Below are 22,812 nucleotides of genomic sequence, written 5' to 3'. Positions count from 1 at the left end.
CTCCCGAGGAGAACCACCATGACTGCACTCCTGACCACCTACGTGCTCATCTGGCCAGTCGTCGTCCTGGCCGTCCTGCTGGTCGTCGTGGGCGCGTTCGCCCGCGACGTCCGTCGCGCCCGGCAGGCCGGACGGCGGGTGATCTGACCGGACCCGCTGCCTGCTGACCGGCCTGCGCTGCCCCACGGCGAGGGCGGACCGGGCGCACGCGGGTGCTCTCCAGCACACTGGGGCCATGAACCGCTCGCGCGCCACGGACCTGGCCATCGGTGCCCTCGGGATGCTGCTGCTGTTCGTGCTGGCGCTCGTCGTGCTGTGGTGGGCCGTGTCGACGCCTGCCGCCGACAGCGTCGACCGGACCGGACCGACCAGCGCCGACGACCGTCAGGCCGCGTCGACGGACGGCCCTCCCGCGGACCTCGCCGACGACGAGATCTGGCTGGGCGGGGTGGACGTCGTGGCCGGGACGGTCGTTCTCCCCGACTCGACCCTGCGCGACGTCGAGGCGGTCGCCCACGGGGTCCGCTCCGGGGAGGAGGGGCTGGTCGCGGACAGCCTGGAGGTGCAGGCGACGGTGCCCTTCGCGGACGTGGCGGCCGACCTCGGCGGGGACTCCGTGGTCCGCCCGGCGGAGGACGGGCAGGCGGCGGTCGTGCGCACCGTGGAGGTGCTGGGCCGGGACGCGACCGTCGTCGCCACCGGCACGGTGGACGTCGTCGGAGGGCTGCTGGTGGTGGAGCCGACGTCCATCGACCTGGGCGGCCCCGACCTGCTCTCCCGGACGGTGGCGGCGGTGGTGCGCCGCTTCGTCACCATCGAGCACCCGATCGAGGGCCTGCCGGAGAACCTCGTGCTGCAGGACGTCACCGTCCAGGACGACGGGTTCCGCGCGGACCTCTCCGGCAGGGACGTCGTCCTGGCCGGAACGGTGCTGCCCTAAGAAGCGTGCGCCCGGGCCCTAACCTCAAGGGTTCGCGTGAGCGGCGCAGGTCGGTCGCGCCGGGCGATCCTGCGGTACAGACGGCCCGGCGGACCGACAAGGACCGGCCGGGACTGCGTTCTGGCGAGTCAGGGCCGGTCATCGTGCAGCCGGGGTGACATCTCACGGCACGTTCATGGCACGAAAGGCGGCGGCATGGCACGCGATCGACGGTTCGGCTCGGTGCGCCGTCTGCCGTCGGGGAAGTGGCAGGCCCGCTACACGTGGGAGGCGCTGGAGCACAAGGCGCCGCGCACGTTCGCGAGCAGGGACGCGGCGGAGGCCTGGCTGCGGACCAAGTGCACGGAGCTGGGACCCGGGTGGATCCTGACTGGGGAGAGGCGACGCCGGTCGGTGGCCCTCAGCGAGTACGCGCAGGGGTGGCTGGAGGAACGGCAGGACCTCAAGCTGCGGACCAGGGTGCTCTACGCCGGCCAGCTCGACCGTTCGCCGCCCCAGCTGCGGGCCGCCGTGCTCCTGTCCGCCTGGGGTGGGGCTCCGCTGGAGTGAGGTGGCGGAGCTGCGACGCAAGGACCTGTCCGGCAACGTCGTCCATGTGACCCGCGCCGCCACGCTGCCGTCCGCGATCATGCCCGCGATCAGGCGCACCTGGACGCGATGGAGGACAAGCGACGGGACGCGCTGCTGTTCCACGCCAGGAGCAACCCGGGCCCAGCACCTGGCCGTGTCGACCCTCAACAAGGCATGGCACCCCGCGTGGGCAGCGGCCGGGCGTCCGGACCTGCGCTGGCACGACCTGCGACATACGGGAGCGGTGTTCGCGGCGCAGGCGGGAGCGACGCTGGCTGAGCTCATGGCTCGGCTCGGCCACTCGACGCACAAGGCGGCCCTGCGCTACCAGCACGCCGCGGCGGACAGGGACGCCAGGATCGCGGAGGCGCTCTCGGCGATGGTCGAGGCGGGTTCGCCGCGTCGCGACGGACTGTGAACGTCGCCTTGCCCCCAATGCCTGGCCGAACGCGCCCCTGCCGGGGTCTGTTGTGTTTTTGGTGTTTGCCCTAGAGTAGAGACATGGAGAACGACAAGCTGATGAAGACGGGGGCGGTCGCCGAGGCGCTCGGCGTCTCGCGTCAGCACGTCGTCGACCTGTGCGAGCGGGGCGACCTGCCTGGCATCAGGGTGGGGGCGCACCGCAGAGTCAGACGCTCTGACGTCGAGGCCCTGCTCGACGCCCAGTCGATGACGGAGGAGCAGCGCAAGCAGCTGTGGATGCACCAGGCGATGCTCACCCACCTGCTCACCAGGCCGGAGGAAGTCATGGGGCTGGCACGAGAGAACATCCGGCGCTGGAGCTCCATGCATCGGGCGGACGGCCGAACGGTCGAGCACCTCCGTGAGTGGGACAGCATCCTCGCCCGGGGACCTGAACAGACGGTCGGCACGATCCTCAGCACCAGCCCCCGCGCGCGAGCTGCGCCAGAACTCCCCGTTCGCCGGCGTCCTGAGCCAGACCGAACGGACCCAGGCGCTGCGTACCTTCCGCGAGAAGCGCGCGCCGGCGGCATGAACCGCCAGCAGCTGGCACGCCTGCTCATGGCTGCCTGCGACGTCACCAAGGACCCGGAGGTCCTGGTCATGGGCTCGCAGGCAGTCCTCGGCACGTGGGACGAGGACGAGCTTCCGCCCGAGGCCACGGCGTCCATGGAGGTCGGCATCGCCTTCCTGGACGACGGCCCGGACCGCAAGAAGGCCGACATGGTCGAGGGTGCTATTGGTGAGCTCTCGCAGATGCACGCGGCCGAGGGGATCTATGCCGAGGGCATCTCGGTGAGCACGTCGATACTTCCCGACGGTTGGCAGGCCCGCCTGCGCACCTGGGGCCTGGCCTCATCTGCTCCCGCTCGCCCTCTGTTCCTTGAGCCCCATGACCTCTGTGTCGCCAAGCTCATGGCCGGCCGGGAGAAGGACTATGAGTTCGTCGGTGCGCTCATCTCCGCGGCGATGGTCCAGCCGAGGATCATCGAGGAGCGGTTAGCGATGCTGTCGACAGAGACGCACAAGGTCGCCATCGCGCGTGCACTCCGGTTCGTGCAGCGGTCGGTATCGGCTCCAGACCGCAGGCCCCCGGCTTGACCCGGACGGCAGCCGCAGGCTCGGCCCGCGCTTCGGTAACGCCGGGCCACCCCTGAGGTCTGATCCGGGCCCGCTTCTGACGGCTGCACACATCTCGGCGTCGGCCACGGTGGCGCAGTTGGGATGCAGAATCGCGGCTGAGCCCGGCTGCAGCGTTAGCAGGCCGTGTACAGGAGCGACACCGCAGCGGCAAATGCGGATGTCCGCAGTGGTCGCTCATCCACTACCTAGCCAGGCCGAGGAAAGCCATGAGGGCGCGTTCGACCTCCACGAGACTTTCGGGCGCCAGGCGGCCAACGCGCGTACCGACGTTCTCGCGGCGGACTGTGGTGACCTTGTCGATCATGACCTGGCTGTCGTGCTGAAGACCGGTGAGATCATCGGCGGCGACGCGTACGCGAAGCAGAGGGGCATCGACCAGCGTCGTCGTCAGGGGCGCCACGGTCACCGAGGCAGTGCCCTTGAAGAGGTCGTCCTGCACGATCAATGCGGGTCTCGGCTTGGAGGCGTAGACACCCCCGGCGACGGTCCACAGCTCGCCGCGCCTCACTCCTCGTCCCAGCGGGCGGTGACGGTTTCGACGAACTCCTGGTCATCGGACTGCTCGTCCGCCCTCGCGACCAGGTCCGCCTGGCGTTCGGCCTCCTGCGCAAAGCGCTCGCTACGCACGTCCGGCACCCAGATCTGCACGGGTCGAAGGCCGCGTGCGCGCATCCTGCGCCGGTACTCGCTGACTCGATGCTTCACCGTCATGCCAACCACGTTACATGTAACGAAGGTGCAGCGGAAGGAGGCTACGTCCCAGCGCCCGAAGACTCGGGTCCCAAACCTCGACAGCCGAGCGACCAGCGGCATTTACAGAGTGGCGGCGTCGACCTCGCCGGCGGCTGGGCGATGCGGAGGACAGTTCGTGGATGAAATAGCAGGAGGCGCCATCTGACCGGGCCAAATCATCCCCAATAGATGCGTATCGGGAATCGCCTTCTTCATCCACCGAAAGCCGGACCGTTCCCCCGGCGCTGAGCCCGGCTCGCTCCTCGTGCAAGATGTCCGGGACGGTCATCGCATCAGACTTCGCCAGATCTGCCAGGCAGGCCGCATCGACAAGGTCCTTACCGATGAGCGTGCTGACGCTCAGCGGGTCTGCGTGGGTCGAGGGGCTCTCACGGCGTGGGCCGGCGGTCATGCGCCTCAGCGTCTGTCGGCCGGCGAGGGTCGACGTGCTTCTGGCGCGGCCCGCCACCGGGGTCCGGGGGCCCCAGAGCTGCCTGGCGGGACCAAATCTCCAGGCACGTTCAAGGCACGACCGCGAAATCAGAAGGGCCGTTGACCCCGCGTTTCCGCAGGTCAACGGCCCTTTTGTGTCATGGTCGGGGTGACAGGATTTGAACCTGCGACCTCTTCGTCCCGAACGAAGCGCGCTACCAAGCTGCGCCACACCCCGTGGCCGGCGACGCGAGGGTCGTCGGACAGCGTCGACAATGCTAACCCACCGTCGGGTGTGCTCCCAACCCGCGGACCCAGGTGCGGGATCCAGGCTCTCTCACCGTGCCGGGACGAGCGTCAGGAGGGTGGCCTCCGGACGGCAGGAGAACCGGAATGGGGTGTAGGGGTTGCCGCCGAGCCCGGCGGAGACGTGCAGCCACGCCGCGTCGTCGGGTGCCTCGGTGGACGGCGTGGACCCGGCCCCCGGCCACCACCGCGAGAGTCCCGAGGCCCGTGCGGTGTCCAGTTCGCAGTTGGTCACCAGGGCCCCGTACCCGGGCACCTGCAGCTGCCCGCCGTGGGTGTGTCCGGCGATCAGCAGCCCGGCACCGTCCCTGCTCATCGCATCGAGGACCCGTCGGTAGGGGGCGTGCGTCACCCCGATCGTCAGGTCGACGTCGTCCGCGGCCGGCCCGGCCACGACGCCGTAGTCGTCGTACTCCAGGTGCGGGTCGTCGACCCCCACCAGCTCCAGCCTCAGCCCGGCGACCTCCAGGCGGGCACGGGCGTTGGTCAGGTCGACCCAGCCCCGGCCTGTCAGCGCCTCCAGGAGCTCCTCGGTGGGCAACCGGCCCCGGTCGGTGGGATCCGCCGGTCCGGGGCCGTGCTGCCCCGGGGTCGCCGCTCCGGTGCGCACCGGCCGGTCGTGGCTGTCGTCGAGGTAGCGCAACGGGTTCTTCAGACCGGGGGCGAAGTAGTCGTTGCTGCCCAGCACGAAGGCGCCCGGGACGTCCAGCAACCCGTCGAGGGTGTCGACCAGCGCGGGCACGGCGTCCCGTGCCGCCAGGTTGTCACCGGTGTCGACGACCAGGTCTGGCCGCAGGTCGGCCAGACGCCGCACCCAGGCGCGCTTGATGCGCTGGCGGGGCACGAGGTGCAGGTCGGAGAGGTGGAGCACGCGCACGGAGGTCGCCCTGGACGGCAGGCACGGCACCTCCACCCGGCGCAGGGCGAACCAGCGCGGCTCCACCCAGGTCGCGTAGGCGGCCCCAGCGGCGGCCAGACCTGCACCCGTGCCCAGCGCACCCCATACCCGTCGGTCCATGGGTCGATCCTCGCAGGTGCGTCCCGGGGCGGCGGAGGACGGCGGGCCGACGGGCGTGGGTGAGAGACTGCCGTCATGACCGAGCGCGGACTCAAGGCCACCCTCCACCACGACCTCACGGAGGCGATGCGGGCCCAGGACAAGGTGCGGGCGGGCACGCTGCGGATGGTGCTGACCGCCGTGACCACCGAGGAGGTCGCGGGGACCTCGCACCGCGAGCTCTCGGAGGAGGAGCTGCTGCGCGTCGTGGCCAAGGAGGCCAAGAAGCGTCGGGAGGCGGCCCAGGCGTTCGCCGAGGCCGGTCGGCCCGAGCTCGCCGACCGCGAGGAGGCCGAGCTGGCGGTGCTCGAGTGGTACCTCCCAGAGCAGCTCGACGACGCGGAGCTGGCCGAGATCGCACAGCGGGCGGTCGCCGAGCTCGGGGTCAGCGGGGCGGCGGCGATGGGTCAGGTGATGAAGGTCGTCCAGCCGCGGGTCGCGGGGCGGGCGGAGGGGGCCGGGTGGCGGCGGCGGTCAGGTCAGCGCTCGCCGGCTGACCGTCCCGGCCGTCCCGGCCGTGGCGTGACGAAGGCCCCCGGAGATCCGGGGGCCTTCGTCGTCCGTCCGGCCAGGCGTCAGCCGTCGTCCTGCCCGGGTGGGCCGTCCCCGCCCGGACCCTCGCCGGGCGGCTCCTCCTCGTCCTCGGGCGGCGGAGCGGGCGCCGGTGCCGGGGCCGGCTCGGTCTCCTCCTCCGGAGGCGGGGGCTCGGCCTCCTCGGTGGGCTCCGGCTCGGGCTCGGGCTCGGGCTCGTCCGGCGGCGCCGGCTGGCTCGGCGGGGGCGGTGCGGCCGGCTGCTGGGCGGGGGCCGGCTGGGCCGGCTGGGCCGGCTGGGCCGGCTGCGGCTGCGGCTGCGGCTGGGGGGCGAAACCGCTCGAGACGTGCAGCACCACCGAGGTCGTGGTCCGGATCGAGGACCCCACCCCGGGCGTGGTGTAGACGACCGTGCCCTCGGGCCGGCTGGACCCCACGTCCTGGACCGAGGCGGTCAGGCCCTCCTCGCGGAGCGCCTCGCGGGCCTCCTCCTCGTCCATGCCGATGACGTCCGGGATGGTCACCCGCTTGCCGTTGAGGATCTCGTCGGAGGGCTCCTCCCAGTCCTCGACCGGCAGGTCGGCGTGAGCCATGTCCATGATCCGCTTCCAGGTCGGGCCCGCCAAGGAGGACCCGAACAGCGGCCCCTCGATGAAGCGGTCGCCGATCTGCAGGTCGACGCGCTCGTCGCCGAGGGCCGCGCCCGTGGGGACCCCGACGAAGACCGCGGTCGACAGCTGCGGGGTGAACCCGGCGAAGAAGGTGTGGCTGGAGTTGTTGTTCGTGCCCGTCTTGCCTGCAGCCGGACGTTCCCCGTCGAGGATGGCGGTCCAGCCGGAACCGGTCATCTGCACGACCTCCTTGAGCAGCTCGACGGTGCCGAGGGCGACCTCCTCGTCCACGACCCGTTCGCACTCCGGGGTCTCCAGCGGGATCTCCTCGCCGTTGGTGTCCACGATCTTGGTGACGGGCAGCGGCTCGCAGTAGACGCCGCCGGCGGCCAGGGCCGCGTAGGAGGTGGCCACGGTCATGGGGGAGGCGTAGTCGGACCCCAGCACGATCGCCGGGGGGAAGGGGCTCCACTCCTCGCCGGTGGCCGCGTGCATCCCCAGCTCGGACATCGTGTCCACGATGTCGCAGGTGCCGACCTGGGAGGCGAGGGTGGCGAAGGCGGTGTTGATCGACAGGCCGACCGCCTTGCGCAGCTCCATCTCCTCGTCGTGGTTCTCGTCGAGGGCGTTGCGCACGGTCCAGTAGTCCTCGCCGATCGTGCACCCCTCCTGGAAGTCCTCCTTCTCGAAGACGCCCACCGGGTGGGTCTGACCCTCGGGGGTCTGGGGGTCGTCCGGGTTGTCCAGCCAGACGCCGTTCTCATCGGCCAGGCCCGGTTCCTCGATCTCCAGGGTGGTCTCGACCGGGATGCCCTTCTCCAGCGCTTCCACGACGGTGTAGGTCTTGGCGACCGACCCGATCTCCATCCCGCCGGGACCGCCGTACTCGGTGTCGACGTTCCAGTTCACCGAGGTGCTGGTGACCTTGTCGCCGGACTCGTCGAAGGAGTACTCGCTGGACTGGTCGAACGCGAGGACGTGCCCCGTGCCCGGCTCGATGATGCTGGCGGCGGAGGCGACGTTGTAGTCGTTCGACGGGGTGGCCTCGCGCAGGATCTCCCCAAGGTTGTCCGACAGGTCCCGGTCCAGGGTCGTGGTGATGGTCAGCCCACCGGTCGTGAGGCGCTCGAAGCGCTCGTCCTGGGTGGCGCCCAGCGCGGGCTGCTGCAGCAGCCAGGCGGTGACGTAGTCGCAGAAGTAGGGGTTGGGCGAGTTGATGCAGGAACGCTGGCTGTCGGTCAGCGTGAGCTCGATCTCGCTCTCGCGCGCGGCCTCCCACTCCTCCTCGGTGATCATCTCCTGGTCGAGCATCTTGTCCAGGACGGTGTTGCGGCGGGCCGTCGCCAGCTCGGGGTTGGCCACCGGGTTGGTCGACGTGGGGGCGCGCACGATGCCGGCCAGGGTGGCCGCCTGGGCGATGGACAGGTCCTTGGCCTGGACGTCGAAGTAGTGCCGGGCCGCGGCCTCCACGCCGTACACGTTGTCGCCGTAGAAGGCCAGGTTGAGGTAGCCGACGAGGATCTCGTCCTTGGTCAGGCGCTCCTCGAGGGTCACGGCGTACTTCAGCTCGCGCAGCTTGCGGATGTACCCGTCCATCCCGGACCGGGAGTTCAGCTGCTGCAGGGCCTCGGCGTCCTGCTCCTTGATGGCCTCCGCCTGCAGCGCCATCTTGATGTACTGCTGGGTCAGCGTCGACCCGCCCTGGGTGTTGTCGGTCGTCGCGTTCGACACGACCGCCCGGGCCAGCGCCTCGACGTCCATGCCTCCGTGGTCGTAGAAGCGCTCGTCCTCGATGGCGACCTGGGCGTCCTTCATGTGCTGGGAGATCTCGTCGCTCTCGACGATGATCCGGTTCTGCTTCGCCGGCGTCGCCAGCACCGAGCCGTCGGCTGCCAGGATGCGGGACTGCTGGGCGAGGGGGTTCTGCTCGAGGTCGCCGGGCAGCCGGTCGAACATGCCGACGCCTCGCGGGCCGCCAGGCCGGCCGCGCCGACGACGGGGGCCGCCAGACCGGCGGCGATGACCCCCATGAGGACGGACACGGCCAGGAAGATCCCCAGCAGCGAGGTCACCTTCGCGGCGGACAGAGCTGAGCGCATCCCACCACGGTACGGGAGGATCCTGGAAATCCCCGAGGAGCCGCACTCAGGAAACGGTGCCGACGAGCCGGTCCAGCGCCTCGGTCGTCACCCCGAACGTGGAGGCCCGGGGGTCGACGAGGGCGAAGTGGTCCACCCCGGGCAGCTCGGCGAGCTCGTCCCTCCCCGGTGTCCCGGCGGCGGCCCACCACCTCCGGGACAGCTCGGGGGGCACCTGGGCGTCGGCCCCGCCGTGCACCACCACCACAGGGTATGGGGTGCGCCCCAGCCTCGTGGGGTCGGTCGCCGCGAAGCGGTCGGGGACGTCGCCAGGACCCCCGCCGAGAAGGTCCTGCACGGCCCCGCCGTCCAGCTCCAGCCGGGCGGCCAGCCCCAGGTCGAGCACGCCGGCCAGGCTGACGGCGCCCGCCGTGCCCGCGGCGACGTCCTGGTGGAGCAGCCACACGGCCAGGTGCCCTCCGGCCGAGTGGCCGACGAGGACGACCGGCACGTCCGGGGAGGCCCCCGACCGGACGGCGGCGAGCCCGGCGGCGACGTCGTCGAACGTCCCCGGCCAGCCGCCGCCGGGCATCCCGGTGCGCACGTACTCGGGGAGCGCGACGGCATACCCCCGGTCGGCGAGGGCGTGCGCGAGGGGCCGCAGGTGCGCCCGGTCCCACGCCGCCCGCCAGAACCCTCCGTGCAGGAGCACCACCAGGGCCCGCGGCGGCGCCAGGCGGCCCGCCGACCCGCCGAAGACCTCGTAGACCTGGTGCTCCGCGGGGCCGTAGCGACGTTCCTGGCCCGGCGGCGCCCACCGGTGGAGCACGTCGCGCCCGCTCACCGTCGCCACCCAGCTCGAGCCATCGGCCAGTCCTACCACGCGGACCGGTGGGGTGCCGGTGGGCGGTGCGGCTTGTAGTGTCGAGGCCATGAGCATCCAGCAGTGGGAGTACGCCACCGTCCCCCTCCTCATCCACGCGACCAAGCAGATCCTCGACCAGTGGGGCGAGGACGGCTGGGAACTGGTCCAGGTCGTGCCCGGACCGGACGGCGCCAACCTGGTCGCCTACCTGAAGCGCCCCAAGGGCTGAGAGGACACACCATGAGCACCGTCGAGCAGCGCCTGGCCGACCTGGGCCACGCCGTCCCTGAGGTGGCCGCACCGGTCGCCGCCTACGTCCCCGCGGTCCAGCACGGGGACCTCGTCTACACCTCGGGCCAGCTGCCGTTCGTGGACGGTGCCCTGCCCACGACCGGCAAGGTCGGCGAGGGGGAGGGCCTGGTCGACCCGCAGGAGGCCGCCCGGCTCGCAGGCCTGTGCGCCCTCAACGCCATCGCCGCGGTGAAGTCCGTGGTGGGTGACCTGGACCGCGTCGTCCGCGTCGTCAAGGTCGTCGGCTTCGTGGCCAGCGACCCCTCGTTCACCGGTCAGCCCAAGGTCGTCAACGGGGCCTCCGAGCTCATCGGTGCCGCCTTCGGCGACGCCGGGGTGCACGCCCGGTCGGCGGTCGGCGTGGCCACCCTCCCCATGGACACCCCGGTCGAGGTCGAGATCACGGTCGCCGTCCGCGAGTGAGCCGCGGGTGCCGGACGTTGACCAGGGCCCCCTGCCCGTGACGGACGGGGCCGGGCCGGGGCCCCACCGCGACCTGCCCGTGCCGTCCCTGGTCGAGGGCCACGCGCGCGACTGGCTCAGGGCCGGGCCGGACTCGCGCGTGGTGGCCCCCGCCCGGCCGTCCGCCACCGTCATGCTGCTCCGGGAGTCCCCGGCGGCGACGGGCGTGGAGGTCTTCGTGCTGGGGCGCGTGGGGACGATGGCCTTCGCGCCCGGGATGGTCGCGTTCCCCGGGGGTGGCGTCGACCCGAGGGACGCCGACCCCGGTGTCCCCTGGGCCGGTCCCTCGCCCCGTCGCTGGGCCGAGCTGCTCGGGGTCGAGGAGCCGCTGGCCCGCGAGCTGGTGACCGCGGCCGCGCGGGAGGTCTTCGAGGAGTGCGGGGTGCTGCTGGCCGGCCGGTCGGCGGCGGAGGTCGTGGCGGACGTGGCCGGGCCCTCCTGGCAGGCGGAACGGCGAGCGCTGCTCGACCGGACCCAGAGCTTCGGCGAGCTGCTCTCCCGGCGGGGGCTGGTCCTGCGCACGGACCTGATGGCCCTGCGCGCCCACTGGGTCACCCCGGCGTGCGAGCCGCGCCGCTACGACACCCGGTTCTTCGCCGCCCGGATGCCCCGGGGGCAGCACGCCGACGGCGACAGCTCGGAGGCCGAGCACGCCGCCTGGGTCCGCCCGGCCGAGGTGATCCGCGCCCACGAGCAGGGGCGGGAGCTGCTGCTGCCCCCGACCCAGGTCATGCTGGAGCACCTGCGCGAGGTGACCGACCTGGACGCCTGGCTCGACCGGCCCGCCACGGTCCGGCCCGTGCAGCCCTGGCCGGTCGAGCGCGACGGCCGCCTGTGGATGCGGTGCCCGGTCGACGCCGACGGCCACGGGCTACCGGCCGGGACGGCCCCGTGAGACCGGGGGCGCCGGCCGACCCCGGCTGGACGGGCGGGGCGTGGGGGCGGCGGGCCCACTGCGTGCTGTGCCCCAACCCCTCGCCGATGACGCTGGAGGGGACCAACACCTGGGTGCTGGGCGAACCCGGTGCCTCGGAGGTGGTCGTCGTCGACCCGGGCCCGGCGGACGAGGGCCATCTGCGGGCGGTGCTGGACCACGTCGCCGGGAGTGGTCGACGGGTGGCCCTGACCCTGCTGACCCACGGGCACGCGGACCACGCCGAGTCCGCCCCCCGGTGGGCCGAGCTGACCGGGGCCCCGGTGCGCGCCACGGGCCGTGGGCACGACGACCTCGCGGCGGGGGAGCGGCTCCTCGTCGGTGGGCTGGAGCTGCTCGTGGTCCCCACACCCGGGCACACGGCGGACTCGCTGTCCTTCCTCCTGCCGGCGGAGCAGGTCCTGCTCACCGGTGACACCGTGCTGGGCCGGGGCACCACGGTGGTGGCCCACCCCGACGGCGACCTCACGTCATACCTGGAGTCGCTGGACCGGCTCTCCCGGCTCACCGGATCCGGGGCCGCGACCAGCATCGCGCCCGGGCACGGCCCGGTCGTGCCCGACGCGGGCGGGACCGTCGAGTTCTACGTGCGGCACCGGCGCGAACGGCTGGAGCAGGTGCGGGCGGCGGTGGAGCGGCTGCGTGGGCCGGAGGCGCCGCCGGCGGACGGTCGGGACCTGGCCGACCGGGTCGTGGCCGAGGTCTACGCCGACGTGCCCCGGGCGGTCTGGCCGGCGGCCCGGCTCTCGGTCCTGGCCCAGCTGGACTACCTCGGGATGCTGTGAGCCGACGGCGGGTCGCCGTGCCTCAGCGGGCGCGGCGACGCAGCCGGTCGACGTCGAGCAGCGTGACCGACTTGGCGCCGAGGCTGACCCACCCCCGGTGCGCGAAGTCGGCGAGAGCCTTGTTGACCGTCTCCCGGCTCGCGCCCACCAGCTGGGCCAGCTCCTCCTGGGTCAGCTCGTGGGCCACCAGGACGCCGTGCTCGGTCCGGCGCCCGAACCGCTCCGCCAGGTCGAGGAGCGCCTTGGCCACCCGGCCCGGCACGTCGGTGAAGACCAGGTCGGAGATGCCCTCGTTGGTCCGGCGCAGCCGGTGGGCCAGGCCCGCGAGCATCTGCATGGCGACCTCGGGGTGGTCGGCCAGGAACAGCCGCAGGGCGTCGTTGCCCAGCGAGATGAACTCGGCGGTGGAGACCACGTAGGCGGTCGACAGCCGCGGGCCGGGGTCGAACAGGCTCAGCTCGCCGAACATCTCACCCGGGCCGAGGACCTGCAGGAGGTTCTCCCGACCGTCGCCCGAGGTCCGCGACAGCTTGACCTTCCCGCTGATGACGACGTAGAGCGAGTCCCCCGGATCGCCCTCGCGGAAGACCACCTCGCCGCGGGCGAGCTGGTGCGGGGTCATCGAGCTCGCCAGCCGTCCCGCGGTCTCGTCGTCGAGGGCCGAGAACAGGGGCGCCTTCATCACGATCTGCCGGTCCACGTGCACATAGTGCCACTACCGGCCGTCGGGACGGGGGACCGGGTGTGTCGCGCGTCACGTCTACGCTGGGAGCGTGAGCAGCGCCGAGACCCCCGCAGCCGGGGCGGGGACGACCCCATCCGCCACGCCCACGGGCGAGACGCCGCTGGCACTGACCCGGAGGCGCGCCGCACCTACCGCGTGCTCGCCGGGCGCTACCCGGACGCCCGGTGCGAGCTCACCTTCGGCGACCCCTTCCAGCTCCTCGTGGCCACAATCCTGTCCGCGCAGACCACGGACCGTCGGGTCAACGGGGTGACTCCGGCGCTGTTCGCCCGCTACCCCGACGCCCGGGCCCTCGCCTCGGCGGACCGCGCCGAGGTGGAGACGATCATCCAGCCCACGGGCTTCTTCCGGGCCAAGACCGACAGCCTGCTGAAGATGGCCTCGGCGCTGGTCGAGAGGTTCGACGGCCGCGTGCCCCGTCGGCTGCAGGACCTGGTCACCCTTCCCGGCGTGGGGCGCAAGACCGCCAACGTGGTCCTGGGCGACGCCTTCGGCGTGCCCGGCATCACGGTCGACACCCACGTGGGCAGGCTGGCCCGGCGTCTGGGGTGGACCGGCGAGCAGGACCCCGTCGCGGTCGAGCACGCGATCGGCGCCCTCTTCCCGCGGCGGGACTGGACCCACCTGTCGCACGTGCTGATCTTCCACGGCAGGCGCACCTGCCACGCCCGCCGGCCGGCCTGCGGAGCCTGCCCCGTGGCCACCCTCTGCCCGTCCTACGGGGCCGGGGAGACCGACCCCGACGCCGCCGCCGCACTCGTGCGGACCGAGGCCCGCGCGTGAGCGTCTACCCGGTGCCCGGGTGGCTGCGGGCGTTCGCGGAGTCCGTGCCCGACCTGGGCGGGGACCGGTTCAGCAGGTTCCTGCCGCCGCCCGAGGGGGGACGGCGGCACTCCGCCGTGCTGGTCCTCTTCGCCCCCGACACGGTCGGGGACGCCGCCGACGGGAGCCGGGTGGTCATCACCGAGCGGGCCCACAGCATGCGCAGCCACGCCGGGCAGCCGGCCTTCCCCGGCGGGGCGACCGAGGAGGGGGACCTGCACGCCGCCGACACCGCCCTGCGGGAGGCCTGGGAGGAGATCGACCTCGACCGGGGCGGGGTCGAGGTGCTCGCCGAGTTGCCGACCCTGCACATCCCCGTCAGCGGCTACGACGTCACCCCGGTGGTGGGCTGGTGGCGCTCGCCGGACCCGGCCTCGCTGTGGGCCAAGGACCCGCGGGAGGTGGCCCGGGTGGTCCAGCCGACCGTGGGCGAGCTCGTGGACCCCGCGCGCCGGTTCCGGGTCCGTCACCCCAGCGGGTTCGTCGGGCCGGCGTGGGACGTGGAGGGGCTGCTGGTCTGGGGGTTCACCGCCGGGATCCTCGACCGCGTCCTCGACCTGGCCGGGATGTCCGTGCCGTGGGACACCGGGCGGGTGCGGGACCTGCCCGCCTGAGCCGTCGGGACGGGACGGGCGACGACGGCGGGGGCGCGGGACGGCCGGGACGCGGCCGAGGACGTCCGGGGGTCAGACCGTGGAGGTCGTCCGCGTGCTGGCGGGCACGGGTGCGCCGCCCGTCGTGGGCGGGCCCTTCAGCTGGGCGGGGGCCGTCTTGAGCGTCTCGACCGTGCGCTGGGCCTGGTCGATCGCCTTCTGCGGCTTGCCCTTGACCTGGGTAACCTGCTTCTTGCCGACGAGCGCCAGGATGCCCGCGACGAGGAAGAGGACGCCGGCCATGATGAGCAGGCCGGCCCACCATCCCAGCCAGATCGCGATCACCCCGGCGAGGCCGAGGAAGAGCAGGCCCAGGCCGTAGAGCGCGAGCACGCCAGCGCCGGCGAACATCCCCGCGCCCTTGCCGGCGAGGGTGACGTCCTGCTTGATCTCGGCCTTCGCCAGCTCGATCTCGCCTCGCATGATCTGCGAGAGGTCGGTGGACACGTCGCTGACGAGCTGTCCGATGGTGCGCTCCCCGGTCGTGCCGGTGTAGGGCTGCTGGGCGGGGTCAACAGGAGTGGCCATGGCTTGGATGCTAACCCCTGCGGGAGGGGTATGCAGGTCAGGTGGACGTGCGGACGGGGCAGGAAGAGGGGCGGACGCAAGGACGGTGCCCGCCCAGCACCCCCTGTACGTGCCGGGCAGGCACCGTGTCGACCCCGGTCCCGTGACAGCCGGTGGGCCAGCCCGTGGCTGGCGCCTCGTCGATACGAGCACGATGTCACAGGGGATGGCCGGCCACCAGCGTTCCCAGGTCACGATTTGGCAAGGGGAGAGGGAGGGGACGCCGGGTGGGCAGGACGGGGCCGCGCACCGTGGCCAGGGGACGGGTGCCCGGTTCGCGGGCGGTGCACCCCCACCTACAGTGGGGCCCGTGACCGACCTGCTTCCCGCCCTGCACCAGCTGGCCGAGCTGCCGGGGGTCCAGGACGGGGTGGACGAGGCCCGGGAGGCCTGCACGCGGCTGCGCTGGCACCAGGCGTTGCGTCGCCGGATCCCCGAGGCCGCCGCCGAGTCGCGCGTCCGGGGAGCGACCGCGAGCGCGATGCTCGATGGGGCCGAGCCGGCCGGCTCCACGCTCAGCACCGCCGTGGTCCGGGACCTGGTCCGCGGGGGGCTCGAGGGCCAGGAACGGGCCGACGACCCCGTCCTCCGGGTCGTGGCCGGGGTCGTCCGCGCGACCGCGGCGACCGAGCACCTGGGGGCCAGCCACCTGAGGTCACCCGCCCAGGTCCTCGCCTCGCTGCACGCCGCGGCCACCGGCGGACTGCTCCCCATGGCGCAGGTGGGCCGTCCCCGGGCCGCCGGGGAGACGTGCCTGGAGTGGACCGAGCTCGGCCCGGCACCGGGCCCGGACGAGCTGCGCGAGCGGCTCGCCGCCGTCCACGACCTGCTCGCCGCGGTCGTCGACGGAGGTGCCCCGACCCTGCTCGTGGCCGCCGTCGCGCACGCGGAGATCGTGGCGGTGCGCCCCTTCGTCACGGGCAACGGCGTCGTGGCGCGTGCCCTCGAACGCGTGGTGCTCAGGGTCGGCGGGCTCGATCCCACCGGTGTCGCCGTCCCCGAGGTCGGCCACGCGGACCGGGCCGGGACCGACTACCGCGGAGCCCTGGGCGCCTACGTCTCCGGAGGCCCCGACGGTCTGCGCTTGTGGCTCCTGCACAGTGCCGACGCGGTCGTCCGGGCCGCTGCCGAGGGCACGCGGATCGCGGACGCGTCCTGGCCGGACGCCTGGGCTGAGACACCCCGGCGCGTAGTTGCATCTCGGTCGACCCGAGGTGCATACTGAAGGAACAGCGCTCCTCGCAAGAGTCGCAGCGCGGGCGCTCAAGGTCATCCCCCCCTGACCTTGGGCGTCGACGGCCCCGGCATCCCCCCGCCGGGGCCGTCCCCTTTCCCGTGCCCCCTTTCGCGGTCCCGAGGTCCACACCCGGCTGCGGGCCGCGGACGTCGTCCACACGGCCCGTCCTGCGTCTGGTCCCGTGTCCTGGCACGGGCCCAGGGTGGGCGCATGGATGCAGCGACTCCCGAGCACCGGGCCGGCCCCGCCTCCGCCGTGGTGGCCGCCGCGCTGGGGCCGCTGGCCGCGCTCGTGGCCGCCCCCGACGTCACCGACGTCCTGGTCAACGGCGACACCGGGGTCTGGGTCGACCGGGGGGACGGGCTGGAGCGGACGACGGTCCTGCTCCAGGACGACCGCAGCGTCCGGCGCCTGGCCGTGCGGCTGGCGGGCCTCGCCGGCCGCCGGCTCGACGACTCGAGCCCCTGGGTGGACGGGTTGCTGCCCGGCGGGATCCGCCTCCACGCTCTCCTGCCACCCCTCGTCGACGGGGCGGCCCACCTGAGCCTGCGGGTCGCCCGACGCCGGTCGCCCGACCTCGACCAGCTCCACGCCTGGGGCGCGCTCGACGACCGGGGCCTGGCCGTGGTGCGCGCGGTGGTCCGGGCCCGGCGGTCGTTCGTGGTGACCGGGGGCACCGGCTCAGGCAAGACGACGATGCTGGCGGCGATGCTGGCGGACGTGCCGGCCGAGGAGCGGATCGTCGTCGTGGAGGACGTCCGGGAGCTGCAGGTCGACCACCCCCACGTGGTCCACCTGCAGGGACGGACCGACAACGTGGAGGGTCGTGGCGCGGTCACGCTGACCGACCTGGTCCGCCAGAGCCTGCGCATGCGACCCGACCGGCTCATCGTCGGAGAGGTCAGGGGCGCCGAGGTCCGTGAGCTGCTGGGGGCGCTGAACACCGGCCACGACGGGGGCGGCGGGACGGTGCACGCCAACACCGCCGAGGACCTCGTCGTCCGGATGGAGGCCCTCGGCGCACTGGCCGGGATGAGCCGTGAGGCCGTCCACGCCCAGCTGAGCAGCGCCATCGAGGTGGTCCTCCACGTCGCCCGGCGGGCGGACGGGCGCCGCCTGCTCGACCAGGTCGGGGTGCTCCAGCGGCCACGGCCGGGGGAGCCGCTCATGAGCCGCCCCGCGCTCCTGCGGTCCGCCGACGGCTGGCAGCAGGGACCGGGGTGGGCGACGCTGACGGACCTCCTGGACGGTCAGGGGTGACCCCCGTGCTCCCTGCCGTCGACGTCCCGGCCCCAGGGCCCGGCCCGGCCGTCCTGGCCGCCATGCTGCTCGTGGCCGCGGCGGTGCTCCTGGCGACGCCGGACCGCCGGACCGCCACCGGGTCCCCGCCACCGGCGGACGGGGACGCGCCGGCGGTGGGCCCGACAGGTTGCGGCACCGCCGCCCGGGGACGCCGCGCCGCCCTGCGAGAGCGTGCTGCCGCGCTGGCCGGCCGCCACGGCGACGGGTCTGCCGACGAGGAGGTGCTCGTGCTGGACGGGCTCGCGGCGGCGCTGGAGGCAGGTCTGCCCACCGAGCACGCCCTCGCGCTGGTCCTGGCGGACCTGACCGGGCCGGGACGGGGACGTTCGTGGGACGAGCTGCGCAGGTCGGCGGGGGACGGTCAACCTCTGCCGCAGGTCTGGGCCCGGGCGGCCCGACGCACGGGCAGCCCCACGCTGCACGCCACCTCCCGCGCCTGGGCCGTCGCCGCAACCACCGGGGCACCCCTGGCGGCGGCGGTACGGACGAGCGCCCGGGCCGCGCGTGAGCGTCGGCGGCTCCACCGGTCGGTGGACGTGGCCACCGCCGGTGCACAGGCCACCGCACGGGTGCTGACGTTCCTGCCCGTGGCTGGCGTGGGACTGGCCTGGCTGCTGGGGATCGGGCCGGTCGAGCTCTACCGGCACCCCCTGTCCGCAGCCGCGGCCGGGGCCGGTGTCCTGCTGCTGGTCGTCGGCCGCCTGCTCGTGGGCCAGCTGGTGGCCACGGTGGTGCGGAGGGTCCTGTGAGCGGCGCGTGGGCGTGGGCGCCGGCGTTCCTGGCGGCGGTGGCGGTGCTGTGCTGGCCCGCCCGGTCCCCCTGGTTGCCCGGCCGCGCCACCGGCCTCCGGCCGGTCCGAGGACGAGGGGCGCCGGGCGCGACCGGACCGGGACGCCCCGGCGCGCGCAGCCCGGTCCTGGTCGCCGAGGCCCTGGAGCTGATGGCGCTCGCCCTCCGGGGAGGCGGTTCGGTGACGGTGGCCGTCCGGACCGTCGCCGGGGTGCTTCCCGGCCCTCTGGGGGAGGACCTGGGCGTGGTCGCGGCAGCGCTCCACGGGGGAGAGGACCCCGACCGGGCCTGGTCCGCGGCGCACGGCTGCTGGCGGGTCGGCGCGCGGGCCCTCCGGCTGGCCCAGGCAGCCGGGGTGCCTCCGGGGCAGGCCCTGGTCGATGCCGCCGCGGACCTCCGCAGGGAGGCGGTGGCCGACGTGGAGGTCCGGGCCGCCCGGCTCGGTGTCCGGCTGGTCCTGCCCCTCGGCCTGGCCTACCTGCCGGCCTTCGTCCTCATCACCGTCGTCCCCGTCGTGCTGGCCCTGACCCGCGACCTGACCTGGTAGGCGCACGTCCGTGCGCACCACCACCCACACGTGCGTCCCACCCGGGGACGCACCCACCAAGGAGGGGAACCATGAGGAAGAGCACCATCACCCTGGCCGCGGCGGCGCAGGAGCTGCGACGCGGGAGGGAGTCGGGCATGTCGACGGCGGAGTACGCAGTCGGGACCATCGCCGCCTGCGCCTTCGCCGCGCTCCTGCTGGCCGTCGTCAAGTCGGGCGCCGTGGAGGGGCTGGTCACCACGGTCATCACGACCGCACTGTCGGTGTCGTTGTGACCCGGCGCGGGCGCCGGGGCCACGACAGGGGGATGACCACGGCCGAGATGGCCGTGGCCCTGCCCGCGGTCGTGCTGGTGCTCGCGCTGTGCCTGACCGCGATGACCCTGGCCGTGGACCAGGTCAGGGTCGTGGATGCAGCGCGCGCGGCGGCGCGCGCTGCATCCAGCGGTGAGGCGACCGGCACGGTCGAGCAGGTCGTGGCGCAGCTGACGCCGGCCGGGTCGGTCCTGGTCCTCACCGACCAGGGGGACGAGGTGCAGGCCGTCGTGGAGGCGCCGGCCCGAGGGTCCTGGCTGGGGCTGCTGCCACCAGCACGTGGCCGGGCCGTGGCCCGGTGGGAGCCGGGGGCCGGGTCGTGAGCCGCAGGTACGGGAAGGACCTGCCGCTGGTCCACCGGGACCGGGGGTCCGGCACGGTCCTGGCCGTCGGGCTCGTCTCGGTGCTGGCCACCCTGCTGCTGGCGGGAGCCATGGTCGCCGCCGTCGCGGTCGCCGGGCAACGGGCACGCACGGCGGCCGACCTGGCCGCGCTGGCCGCGGTGGCGGAGTCGTCGACCGGAGCCTCGCAGGAGCCGGCCTGCGAGGTCGCCCGGGACGTGGCGCTGCGCAACGGGGCCGACCTGGTGCGGTGCCGGACGACCCTGGGCGACGCCGGCCGGCCGCGGGCCGAGGTGGTCGTGCGGACCACGGCCGGGGGTCGCTGGACCGTCACCCGGCGCGCGGCCGCTGGTGCGGTCCCCGGACCGTCAGCGGTCCAGGTCGAGCCGGCTGCGGTCCTGGGACCCGGTGGACCCTGAGGTGCTGCCCGGGCCGGAGTGGGTGCCGCGGGCCGGGGCGCCGGTCGAGCCGGAGGCCGTCGGGCGGTCCAGCGTGGACGCGTCACCGGTGCGCACGGCCCGCCGGTCGGCCTCCTTGGCCTGCTTGCGCAGCTCGCGGACCTCCCGCGCGCGCCGGGTCTTGGCACGTGCACCGGCCCCGACCATCCAGAAGCCGAGCGCGGCGACCGCCAGGGTCGCCAGCCCGGCCAGGTAGAGCCAGAGCGGTGGCATCTCGAGGTTGAGGATGCCGTAGTCGATGCTCACCGCGGCGGTCCCGGCGGTCGCCAGGAGCATGTAGGCGACGACCGCGGCGGCGAGCAGGATGAGCAGCAGACCGATGATGATCATCGAATGGCCTTTCCGGGACGGGTCGGCGCCGGCCCTGGGCGCCGGTCGTCGGGTGCCTGTCGAGGCTATCGGACCGGCTCGCGCCCGGCGACCGCGCCCGCCGGAGCCCGCGGTCAGGGCGACCGCGCAAGGGGCCTGCGCGGTCCGCCCGGACGGTCCCCGGGGCGACCAGGGGACCGTCAGCCGGCGGGGACGGCGACGGTCCGCTCCGACAGCAGGTGGGACAGGGCCGCGGCGGCGCCCGCCCGGTCGAGGGGGTCGTTGCCGCTGCCGCACTGCGGCGACTGGACGCAGGCGGGACACCCGCTCGTGCACCGACAGCCCGCGACGAGGTCGTGGGTGGCGGTGATCCAGGTGGCCATCTCGGCGTACCCGCGGCGGGCGAACCCGGCGCCGCCCGGCCGGCCGTCGTAGACCATCACGGTGGGTCGCCCCGTGTCCGGGTGGTGGGCGGTGGACAGCCCGCCGACGTCCCGGCGGTCGCAGGTCGCGACGAGCGGCAGCATCCCGATGCTGGCGTGCTCGGCGGCGTGCAGCGCCCCGGGGACCTGGTCCTGCGCCAGTCCGGCCAGGGCGAGCTCGTCCTCGGGCAGGGTCCACCAGACGGCCTGGGTGACCATCGACCGTTCGGGCAGGTCGAGCGGATGCGTGCCCAGCACCGTGCCGTCGGGCAGCACCCGCTGGAAGGAGACGACCCGGTGGCTCACCTCCACGGTGCCCGTGCAGACCGTCGCAGCTCCCCAGACCTGCTCCTCGTGGACCCCGCGGAGCCGGAAGTCGCCCTCCGTCCTGGCACGGGTCGTCCAGCCGGGGTCGCCGGCCACGACGAGAGCCACCCCGGACTCCAGGTCCAGGTCGGTCACCACGTGGGCACCACCCTGGTGCACGTAGACCGCCCCCGCGTGCACGGTCGTCAGGGCACGGTCCTCGTCCACGGTGCCCAGCACCCGCCCCGTCGCCCTGTCGACGATCTGGACCGGCTGGCCCGCGTCGCGCAGCTGCAGGTGGTCGCCCGGTCGGTCCGGCCGTGCCCAGTACCACCCCGTCGGTCGCCGTCGCAGCACCCCGGCAGCCACGAGCTGCTCGGCCAGCTCCGCGACGGTGGGGCCGAACCACCGCGTGTCCTCGCGGGTGAGCGGCAGCTCGGCCGCCGCGGCGGCCAGGTGCGGCGCCAGGACGTAGGGGTTCTGCGGGTCGAGGACGCACGCCTCGACGGGCGTGTCGACCACGAGCTCGGGGTGGCCCAGCAGGTAGGCGTCCAGCGGGTCGTCGGCCGCCACCATCACGGCGAGCGACGGCGACCCCCGGCGACCGGCGCGCCCGGCCTGCTGCCAGAACGAGGCCCGCGTCCCCGGCCAGCCCGCCATGACGACCGCGTCCAGGCCGGCCACGTCGATCCCCAGCTCCAGCGCGCTGGTGGCGGCCAGGCCGAGGACCCGGCGCGCCCGCAGGTCCGCCTCCAGCGCGCGGCGCTCCTCGGGCAGGTAGCCGCCCCGGTAGGCCGCGACCAGGCCCGGTCCGCCCCCGCCCCGGTCCTGCAGCTCCTCCCGTGCCCGGGCGGCCACGGTCTCGACCCCCCGCCGGGAACGGGCGAAGGCGACGGTCTGCACGCCCACGTCGACCAGGTCGGCCAGCAGCCCGGCGGTCTCGGCCAGGGTGCTGCGCCGCCGGCCGTCCTCCTCCTCGGGGGGCTGCCACAGGGCCAGCACCGTCTCCTCGCGCGGAGAGGCGTCGTCGGTGACGGCCCGGACCTCCTGGCCGGTGAGCGCCCGGGCCAGGTCCTGCGGCTCGGCGACCGTGGCCGAGGCCATCACCAGCGTCGGCGACGCGCCGTAGCGGGCGGCCACGCGCAGCAGGCGGCGCAGCACCGCGGACACGTGGGCGCCGAACACCCCGCGGTAGACGTGGCACTCGTCGACGACGACGTAGCGCAGCGACCGCAGGAAGGCCCGCCACCGCTCGTGCCCCGGCAGCAGCGTGTGGTGGATCAGGTCGGGGTTGGTCAGGACGTAGTGCGCGTGCTCCCGGACCCACCGCCGCTCCTCCGGCGGGGTGTCCCCGTCGAGGGTGGCCACCCGGACCCCCGGCACGGCGAGGCCGTGGAGCCGGGCGGCCTGGTCGGCGCCGAGGGCCTTGGTCGGTGCCAGGTAGAGCGCGGTGGCCCCCCGCCCGCTCGCCGCCTCCGCCCCCTCGACCAGGGCCGTGAGCACGGGCAGCAGGTAGCCCAGCGACTTGCCGGACGCGGTCCCGGTGGCGACCACGACGTGCTGCCCGGCCCGGGCGAGCTCGGCGACCGTCGCCTGGTGCTCCCACAGGTCGCCGATGCCGGTCCCCTGGACGGCCGCGGTGACCGGCGGCGCCACCCACGACGGCCACGCCACGGTGCGCCCCTCCCGGGCCGGGAGCGTGCGGGCGTGCACGAGCCGGCCGGCCCGCGGCCCACGGGCCAGGTGGGCCAGGACGGCGTGGGGGTCGAACTGCTGGTCCATGAGGCCGCCCACGGTACGA

The 22,812-nt window shown here is 74.2% G+C and carries 26 protein-coding genes, 1 tRNA gene and 2 pseudogenes; 19 read left to right on the top strand and 10 right to left on the bottom strand.

The features are described 5' to 3' along the window. Positions 1–18 precede the first annotated feature (18 nt). From BJF81_RS19550 to BJF81_RS16825, 5 genes are all read left to right on the top strand, one after another. Positions 19–147 (top strand): putative transporter small subunit, encoded by a 129-nt coding sequence (locus BJF81_RS19550; RefSeq protein ID WP_237770150.1) that lies wholly within the window; start codon positions 19–21, stop codon positions 145–147. Between the two features lie 88 nt (positions 148–235). Next, positions 236–940, top strand: a complete 705-nt coding sequence (locus tag BJF81_RS09270; RefSeq protein WP_075958094.1) for an LmeA family phospholipid-binding protein — start codon at positions 236–238, stop codon at positions 938–940. 195 nt (positions 941–1,135) lie between these two features. Next, a complete protein-coding gene (locus tag BJF81_RS17490; protein ID WP_075958093.1) occupies positions 1,136–1,489 on the top strand; it encodes a hypothetical protein in 354 nt (117 codons plus the stop codon). A 1-nt stretch (position 1,490) separates the two neighbouring features. After that, positions 1,491–1,928 carry a site-specific integrase gene (locus BJF81_RS09260; protein ID WP_075958092.1) on the top strand — a complete coding sequence of 146 codons (438 nt, stop codon included), beginning with the start codon at positions 1,491–1,493 and terminating at the stop codon, positions 1,926–1,928. A gap of 83 nt (positions 1,929–2,011) precedes the next feature. Beyond that, positions 2,012–3,073, top strand: coding sequence for a helix-turn-helix domain-containing protein (locus BJF81_RS16825; RefSeq protein ID WP_083664115.1), 1,062 nt, complete (start codon positions 2,012–2,014; stop codon positions 3,071–3,073). Positions 3,074–3,296: 223 nt separating this feature from the next. On the opposite strand, the gene BJF81_RS09245 is transcribed toward BJF81_RS16825, so the two are convergent. The 4 genes from BJF81_RS09245 to BJF81_RS09230 all read right to left on the bottom strand — a co-directional run bounded on the left by BJF81_RS09245 (position 3,297) and on the right by BJF81_RS09230 (position 5,603). Next, entirely contained in the window at positions 3,297–3,623 is a 327-nt protein-coding gene (locus tag BJF81_RS09245) for a type II toxin-antitoxin system PemK/MazF family toxin (RefSeq protein WP_075958091.1), read from the bottom strand. Then, entirely contained in the window at positions 3,620–3,826 is a 207-nt protein-coding gene (locus BJF81_RS09240; protein WP_075958194.1) for an antitoxin MazE-like protein, read from the bottom strand. The genes BJF81_RS09245 and BJF81_RS09240 overlap by 4 nt, the downstream gene beginning before the upstream one ends. Before the next feature lie 614 nt (positions 3,827–4,440). Continuing rightward, positions 4,441–4,517 (bottom strand) — tRNA-Pro (locus BJF81_RS09235). Positions 4,518–4,616: 99 nt separating this feature from the next. Further along, on the bottom strand, positions 4,617–5,603 hold the full coding sequence (locus tag BJF81_RS09230; protein WP_075958090.1) for a metallophosphoesterase: 987 nt from the start codon (positions 5,601–5,603) through the stop codon (positions 4,617–4,619). A 75-nt stretch (positions 5,604–5,678) separates the two neighbouring features. Between BJF81_RS09230 and BJF81_RS19545 the strand changes: the two are divergent. Next, positions 5,679–6,041, top strand: a pseudogene (locus BJF81_RS19545) (GatB/YqeY domain-containing protein); the annotation flags it as partial. 176 nt (positions 6,042–6,217) lie between these two features. Here the strand turns inward: BJF81_RS19545 and BJF81_RS09220 are convergent. After that, positions 6,218–8,740: a transglycosylase domain-containing protein gene (locus BJF81_RS09220; protein ID WP_075958089.1), complete on the bottom strand. Its 2,523-nt coding sequence runs from the start codon at positions 8,738–8,740 to the stop codon at positions 6,218–6,220. A gap of 189 nt (positions 8,741–8,929) precedes the next feature. Continuing rightward, positions 8,930–9,706 carry an alpha/beta hydrolase family protein gene (locus tag BJF81_RS09215; RefSeq protein ID WP_075958193.1) on the bottom strand — a complete coding sequence of 259 codons (777 nt, stop codon included), beginning with the start codon at positions 9,704–9,706 and terminating at the stop codon, positions 8,930–8,932. 88 nt (positions 9,707–9,794) lie between these two features. Here BJF81_RS09215 and BJF81_RS17485 point away from each other — a divergent pair, with 88 nt between their 5' ends. From BJF81_RS17485 to BJF81_RS09195, 4 genes are read left to right on the top strand one after another with little or no spacing between them, the layout of a single operon-like run. Continuing rightward, positions 9,795–9,956, top strand: coding sequence for a DUF4177 domain-containing protein (locus tag BJF81_RS17485; protein WP_202817464.1), 162 nt, complete (start codon positions 9,795–9,797; stop codon positions 9,954–9,956). Between the two features lie 11 nt (positions 9,957–9,967). Further along, positions 9,968–10,441, top strand: a complete 474-nt coding sequence (locus BJF81_RS09205) for a RidA family protein (RefSeq protein WP_075958088.1) — start codon at positions 9,968–9,970, stop codon at positions 10,439–10,441. Positions 10,442–10,448: 7 nt separating this feature from the next. Next, positions 10,449–11,375: an NUDIX hydrolase gene (locus BJF81_RS09200; RefSeq protein WP_202817463.1), complete on the top strand. Its 927-nt coding sequence runs from the start codon at positions 10,449–10,451 to the stop codon at positions 11,373–11,375. After that, entirely contained in the window at positions 11,372–12,199 is an 828-nt protein-coding gene (locus BJF81_RS09195; RefSeq protein ID WP_075958190.1) for an MBL fold metallo-hydrolase, read from the top strand. Before BJF81_RS09200 ends, BJF81_RS09195 begins: the two co-directional genes overlap by 4 nt. A 22-nt stretch (positions 12,200–12,221) precedes the next feature. On the opposite strand, the gene BJF81_RS09190 is transcribed toward BJF81_RS09195, so the two are convergent. After that, the gene (locus BJF81_RS09190; protein ID WP_075958087.1) at positions 12,222–12,899 is read right to left on the bottom strand and encodes a Crp/Fnr family transcriptional regulator; all 678 of its coding nucleotides are present in this window, start codon (positions 12,897–12,899) and stop codon (positions 12,222–12,224) included. Between the two features lie 145 nt (positions 12,900–13,044). On the opposite strand from BJF81_RS09190, the pseudogene nth reads away from it, so the two are divergent. Beyond that, positions 13,045–13,727 (top strand): annotated as a pseudogene (gene nth / locus BJF81_RS09185) (endonuclease III). Then, complete coding sequence (locus BJF81_RS09180; RefSeq protein ID WP_075958086.1) at positions 13,724–14,380, top strand: NUDIX hydrolase; 657 nt, start codon at positions 13,724–13,726, stop codon at positions 14,378–14,380. Before nth ends, BJF81_RS09180 begins: the two are co-directional and overlap by 4 nt. A 72-nt stretch (positions 14,381–14,452) precedes the next feature. Here BJF81_RS09180 and BJF81_RS09175 read toward each other — a convergent pair whose 3' ends face one another. Then, a complete protein-coding gene (locus BJF81_RS09175) occupies positions 14,453–14,947 on the bottom strand; it encodes a phage holin family protein (RefSeq protein ID WP_075958085.1) in 495 nt (164 codons plus the stop codon). A 349-nt stretch (positions 14,948–15,296) separates the two neighbouring features. On the opposite strand from BJF81_RS09175, the gene BJF81_RS09170 reads away from it, so the two are divergent. The 7 genes from BJF81_RS09170 (at position 15,297) to BJF81_RS19540 (ending at position 19,935) form a co-directional block, all read left to right on the top strand. Beyond that, complete coding sequence (locus BJF81_RS09170) at positions 15,297–16,211, top strand: Fic family protein (RefSeq protein ID WP_237770149.1); 915 nt, start codon at positions 15,297–15,299, stop codon at positions 16,209–16,211. A 222-nt stretch (positions 16,212–16,433) separates the two neighbouring features. Beyond that, positions 16,434–17,483, top strand: a complete 1,050-nt coding sequence (locus BJF81_RS09165; RefSeq protein WP_075958084.1) for a TadA family conjugal transfer-associated ATPase — start codon at positions 16,434–16,436, stop codon at positions 17,481–17,483. A 5-nt stretch (positions 17,484–17,488) separates the two neighbouring features. Then, on the top strand, positions 17,489–18,274 hold the full coding sequence (locus BJF81_RS09160; protein WP_143780761.1) for a type II secretion system F family protein: 786 nt from the start codon (positions 17,489–17,491) through the stop codon (positions 18,272–18,274). Then, positions 18,271–18,861, top strand: coding sequence for a type II secretion system F family protein (locus BJF81_RS09155; protein ID WP_075958082.1), 591 nt, complete (start codon positions 18,271–18,273; stop codon positions 18,859–18,861). The genes BJF81_RS09160 and BJF81_RS09155 overlap by 4 nt, the downstream gene beginning before the upstream one ends. A 71-nt stretch (positions 18,862–18,932) precedes the next feature. Next, positions 18,933–19,136, top strand: a complete 204-nt coding sequence (locus tag BJF81_RS09150) for a DUF4244 domain-containing protein (protein ID WP_075958081.1) — start codon at positions 18,933–18,935, stop codon at positions 19,134–19,136. Positions 19,137–19,168: 32 nt separating this feature from the next. Further along, positions 19,169–19,498: a TadE family type IV pilus minor pilin gene (locus BJF81_RS09145; protein ID WP_075958080.1), complete on the top strand. Its 330-nt coding sequence runs from the start codon at positions 19,169–19,171 to the stop codon at positions 19,496–19,498. Beyond that, positions 19,495–19,935: an Rv3654c family TadE-like protein gene (locus tag BJF81_RS19540; protein WP_075958189.1), complete on the top strand. Its 441-nt coding sequence runs from the start codon at positions 19,495–19,497 to the stop codon at positions 19,933–19,935. Before BJF81_RS09145 ends, BJF81_RS19540 begins: the two co-directional genes overlap by 4 nt. Here the strand turns inward: BJF81_RS19540 and BJF81_RS19535 are convergent. Together BJF81_RS19535 and BJF81_RS09130 are read right to left on the bottom strand one after the other, a co-directional pair. After that, the gene (locus BJF81_RS19535) at positions 19,885–20,304 is read right to left on the bottom strand and encodes a LapA family protein (protein ID WP_075958079.1); all 420 of its coding nucleotides are present in this window, start codon (positions 20,302–20,304) and stop codon (positions 19,885–19,887) included. The genes BJF81_RS19540 and BJF81_RS19535 overlap by 51 nt on opposite strands. Positions 20,305–20,483: 179 nt before the next feature. After that, complete coding sequence (locus tag BJF81_RS09130) at positions 20,484–22,793, bottom strand: DEAD/DEAH box helicase (protein WP_075958188.1); 2,310 nt, start codon at positions 22,791–22,793, stop codon at positions 20,484–20,486. Positions 22,794–22,812 lie beyond the last annotated feature (19 nt).

This window comes from Ornithinimicrobium sp. CNJ-824 (genome assembly GCF_001942405.1).
Taxonomy (GTDB): domain Bacteria; phylum Actinomycetota; class Actinomycetes; order Actinomycetales; family Dermatophilaceae; genus Ornithinicoccus; species Ornithinicoccus kibberensis.
This window is presented reverse-complemented; position numbering and strand designations above follow the sequence as displayed.

Bases quoted from the DNA above. Each gene is read 5' to 3' on its own strand.
- BJF81_RS19550 (WP_237770150.1), top strand. From the start codon at position 19: ATGACTGCACTCCTGACCACCTACGTGCTCATCTGGCCAGTCGTCGTC.
- BJF81_RS09270 (WP_075958094.1), top strand. From the start codon at position 236: ATGAACCGCTCGCGCGCCACGGACCTGGCCATCGGTGCCCTCGGGATG.
- BJF81_RS17490 (WP_075958093.1), top strand. From the start codon at position 1,136: ATGGCACGCGATCGACGGTTCGGCTCGGTGCGCCGTCTGCCGTCGGGG.
- BJF81_RS16825 (WP_083664115.1), top strand. From the start codon at position 2,012: ATGGAGAACGACAAGCTGATGAAGACGGGGGCGGTCGCCGAGGCGCTC.
- BJF81_RS09240 (WP_075958194.1), bottom strand. From the start codon at position 3,826: ATGACGGTGAAGCATCGAGTCAGCGAGTACCGGCGCAGGATGCGCGCA.
- BJF81_RS09230 (WP_075958090.1), bottom strand. From the start codon at position 5,603: ATGGACCGACGGGTATGGGGTGCGCTGGGCACGGGTGCAGGTCTGGCC.
- BJF81_RS09220 (WP_075958089.1), bottom strand. From the start codon at position 8,740: ATGTTCGACCGGCTGCCCGGCGACCTCGAGCAGAACCCCCTCGCCCAG.
- BJF81_RS17485 (WP_202817464.1), top strand. From the start codon at position 9,795: ATGAGCATCCAGCAGTGGGAGTACGCCACCGTCCCCCTCCTCATCCAC.
- BJF81_RS09205 (WP_075958088.1), top strand. From the start codon at position 9,968: ATGAGCACCGTCGAGCAGCGCCTGGCCGACCTGGGCCACGCCGTCCCT.
- BJF81_RS09175 (WP_075958085.1), bottom strand. From the start codon at position 14,947: ATGGCCACTCCTGTTGACCCCGCCCAGCAGCCCTACACCGGCACGACC.
- BJF81_RS09165 (WP_075958084.1), top strand. From the start codon at position 16,434: ATGGATGCAGCGACTCCCGAGCACCGGGCCGGCCCCGCCTCCGCCGTG.
- BJF81_RS09150 (WP_075958081.1), top strand. From the start codon at position 18,933: ATGAGGAAGAGCACCATCACCCTGGCCGCGGCGGCGCAGGAGCTGCGA.
- BJF81_RS09145 (WP_075958080.1), top strand. From the start codon at position 19,169: ATGACCACGGCCGAGATGGCCGTGGCCCTGCCCGCGGTCGTGCTGGTG.
- BJF81_RS19535 (WP_075958079.1), bottom strand. From the start codon at position 20,304: ATGATCATCATCGGTCTGCTGCTCATCCTGCTCGCCGCCGCGGTCGTC.
- BJF81_RS09130 (WP_075958188.1), bottom strand. From the start codon at position 22,793: ATGGACCAGCAGTTCGACCCCCACGCCGTCCTGGCCCACCTGGCCCGT.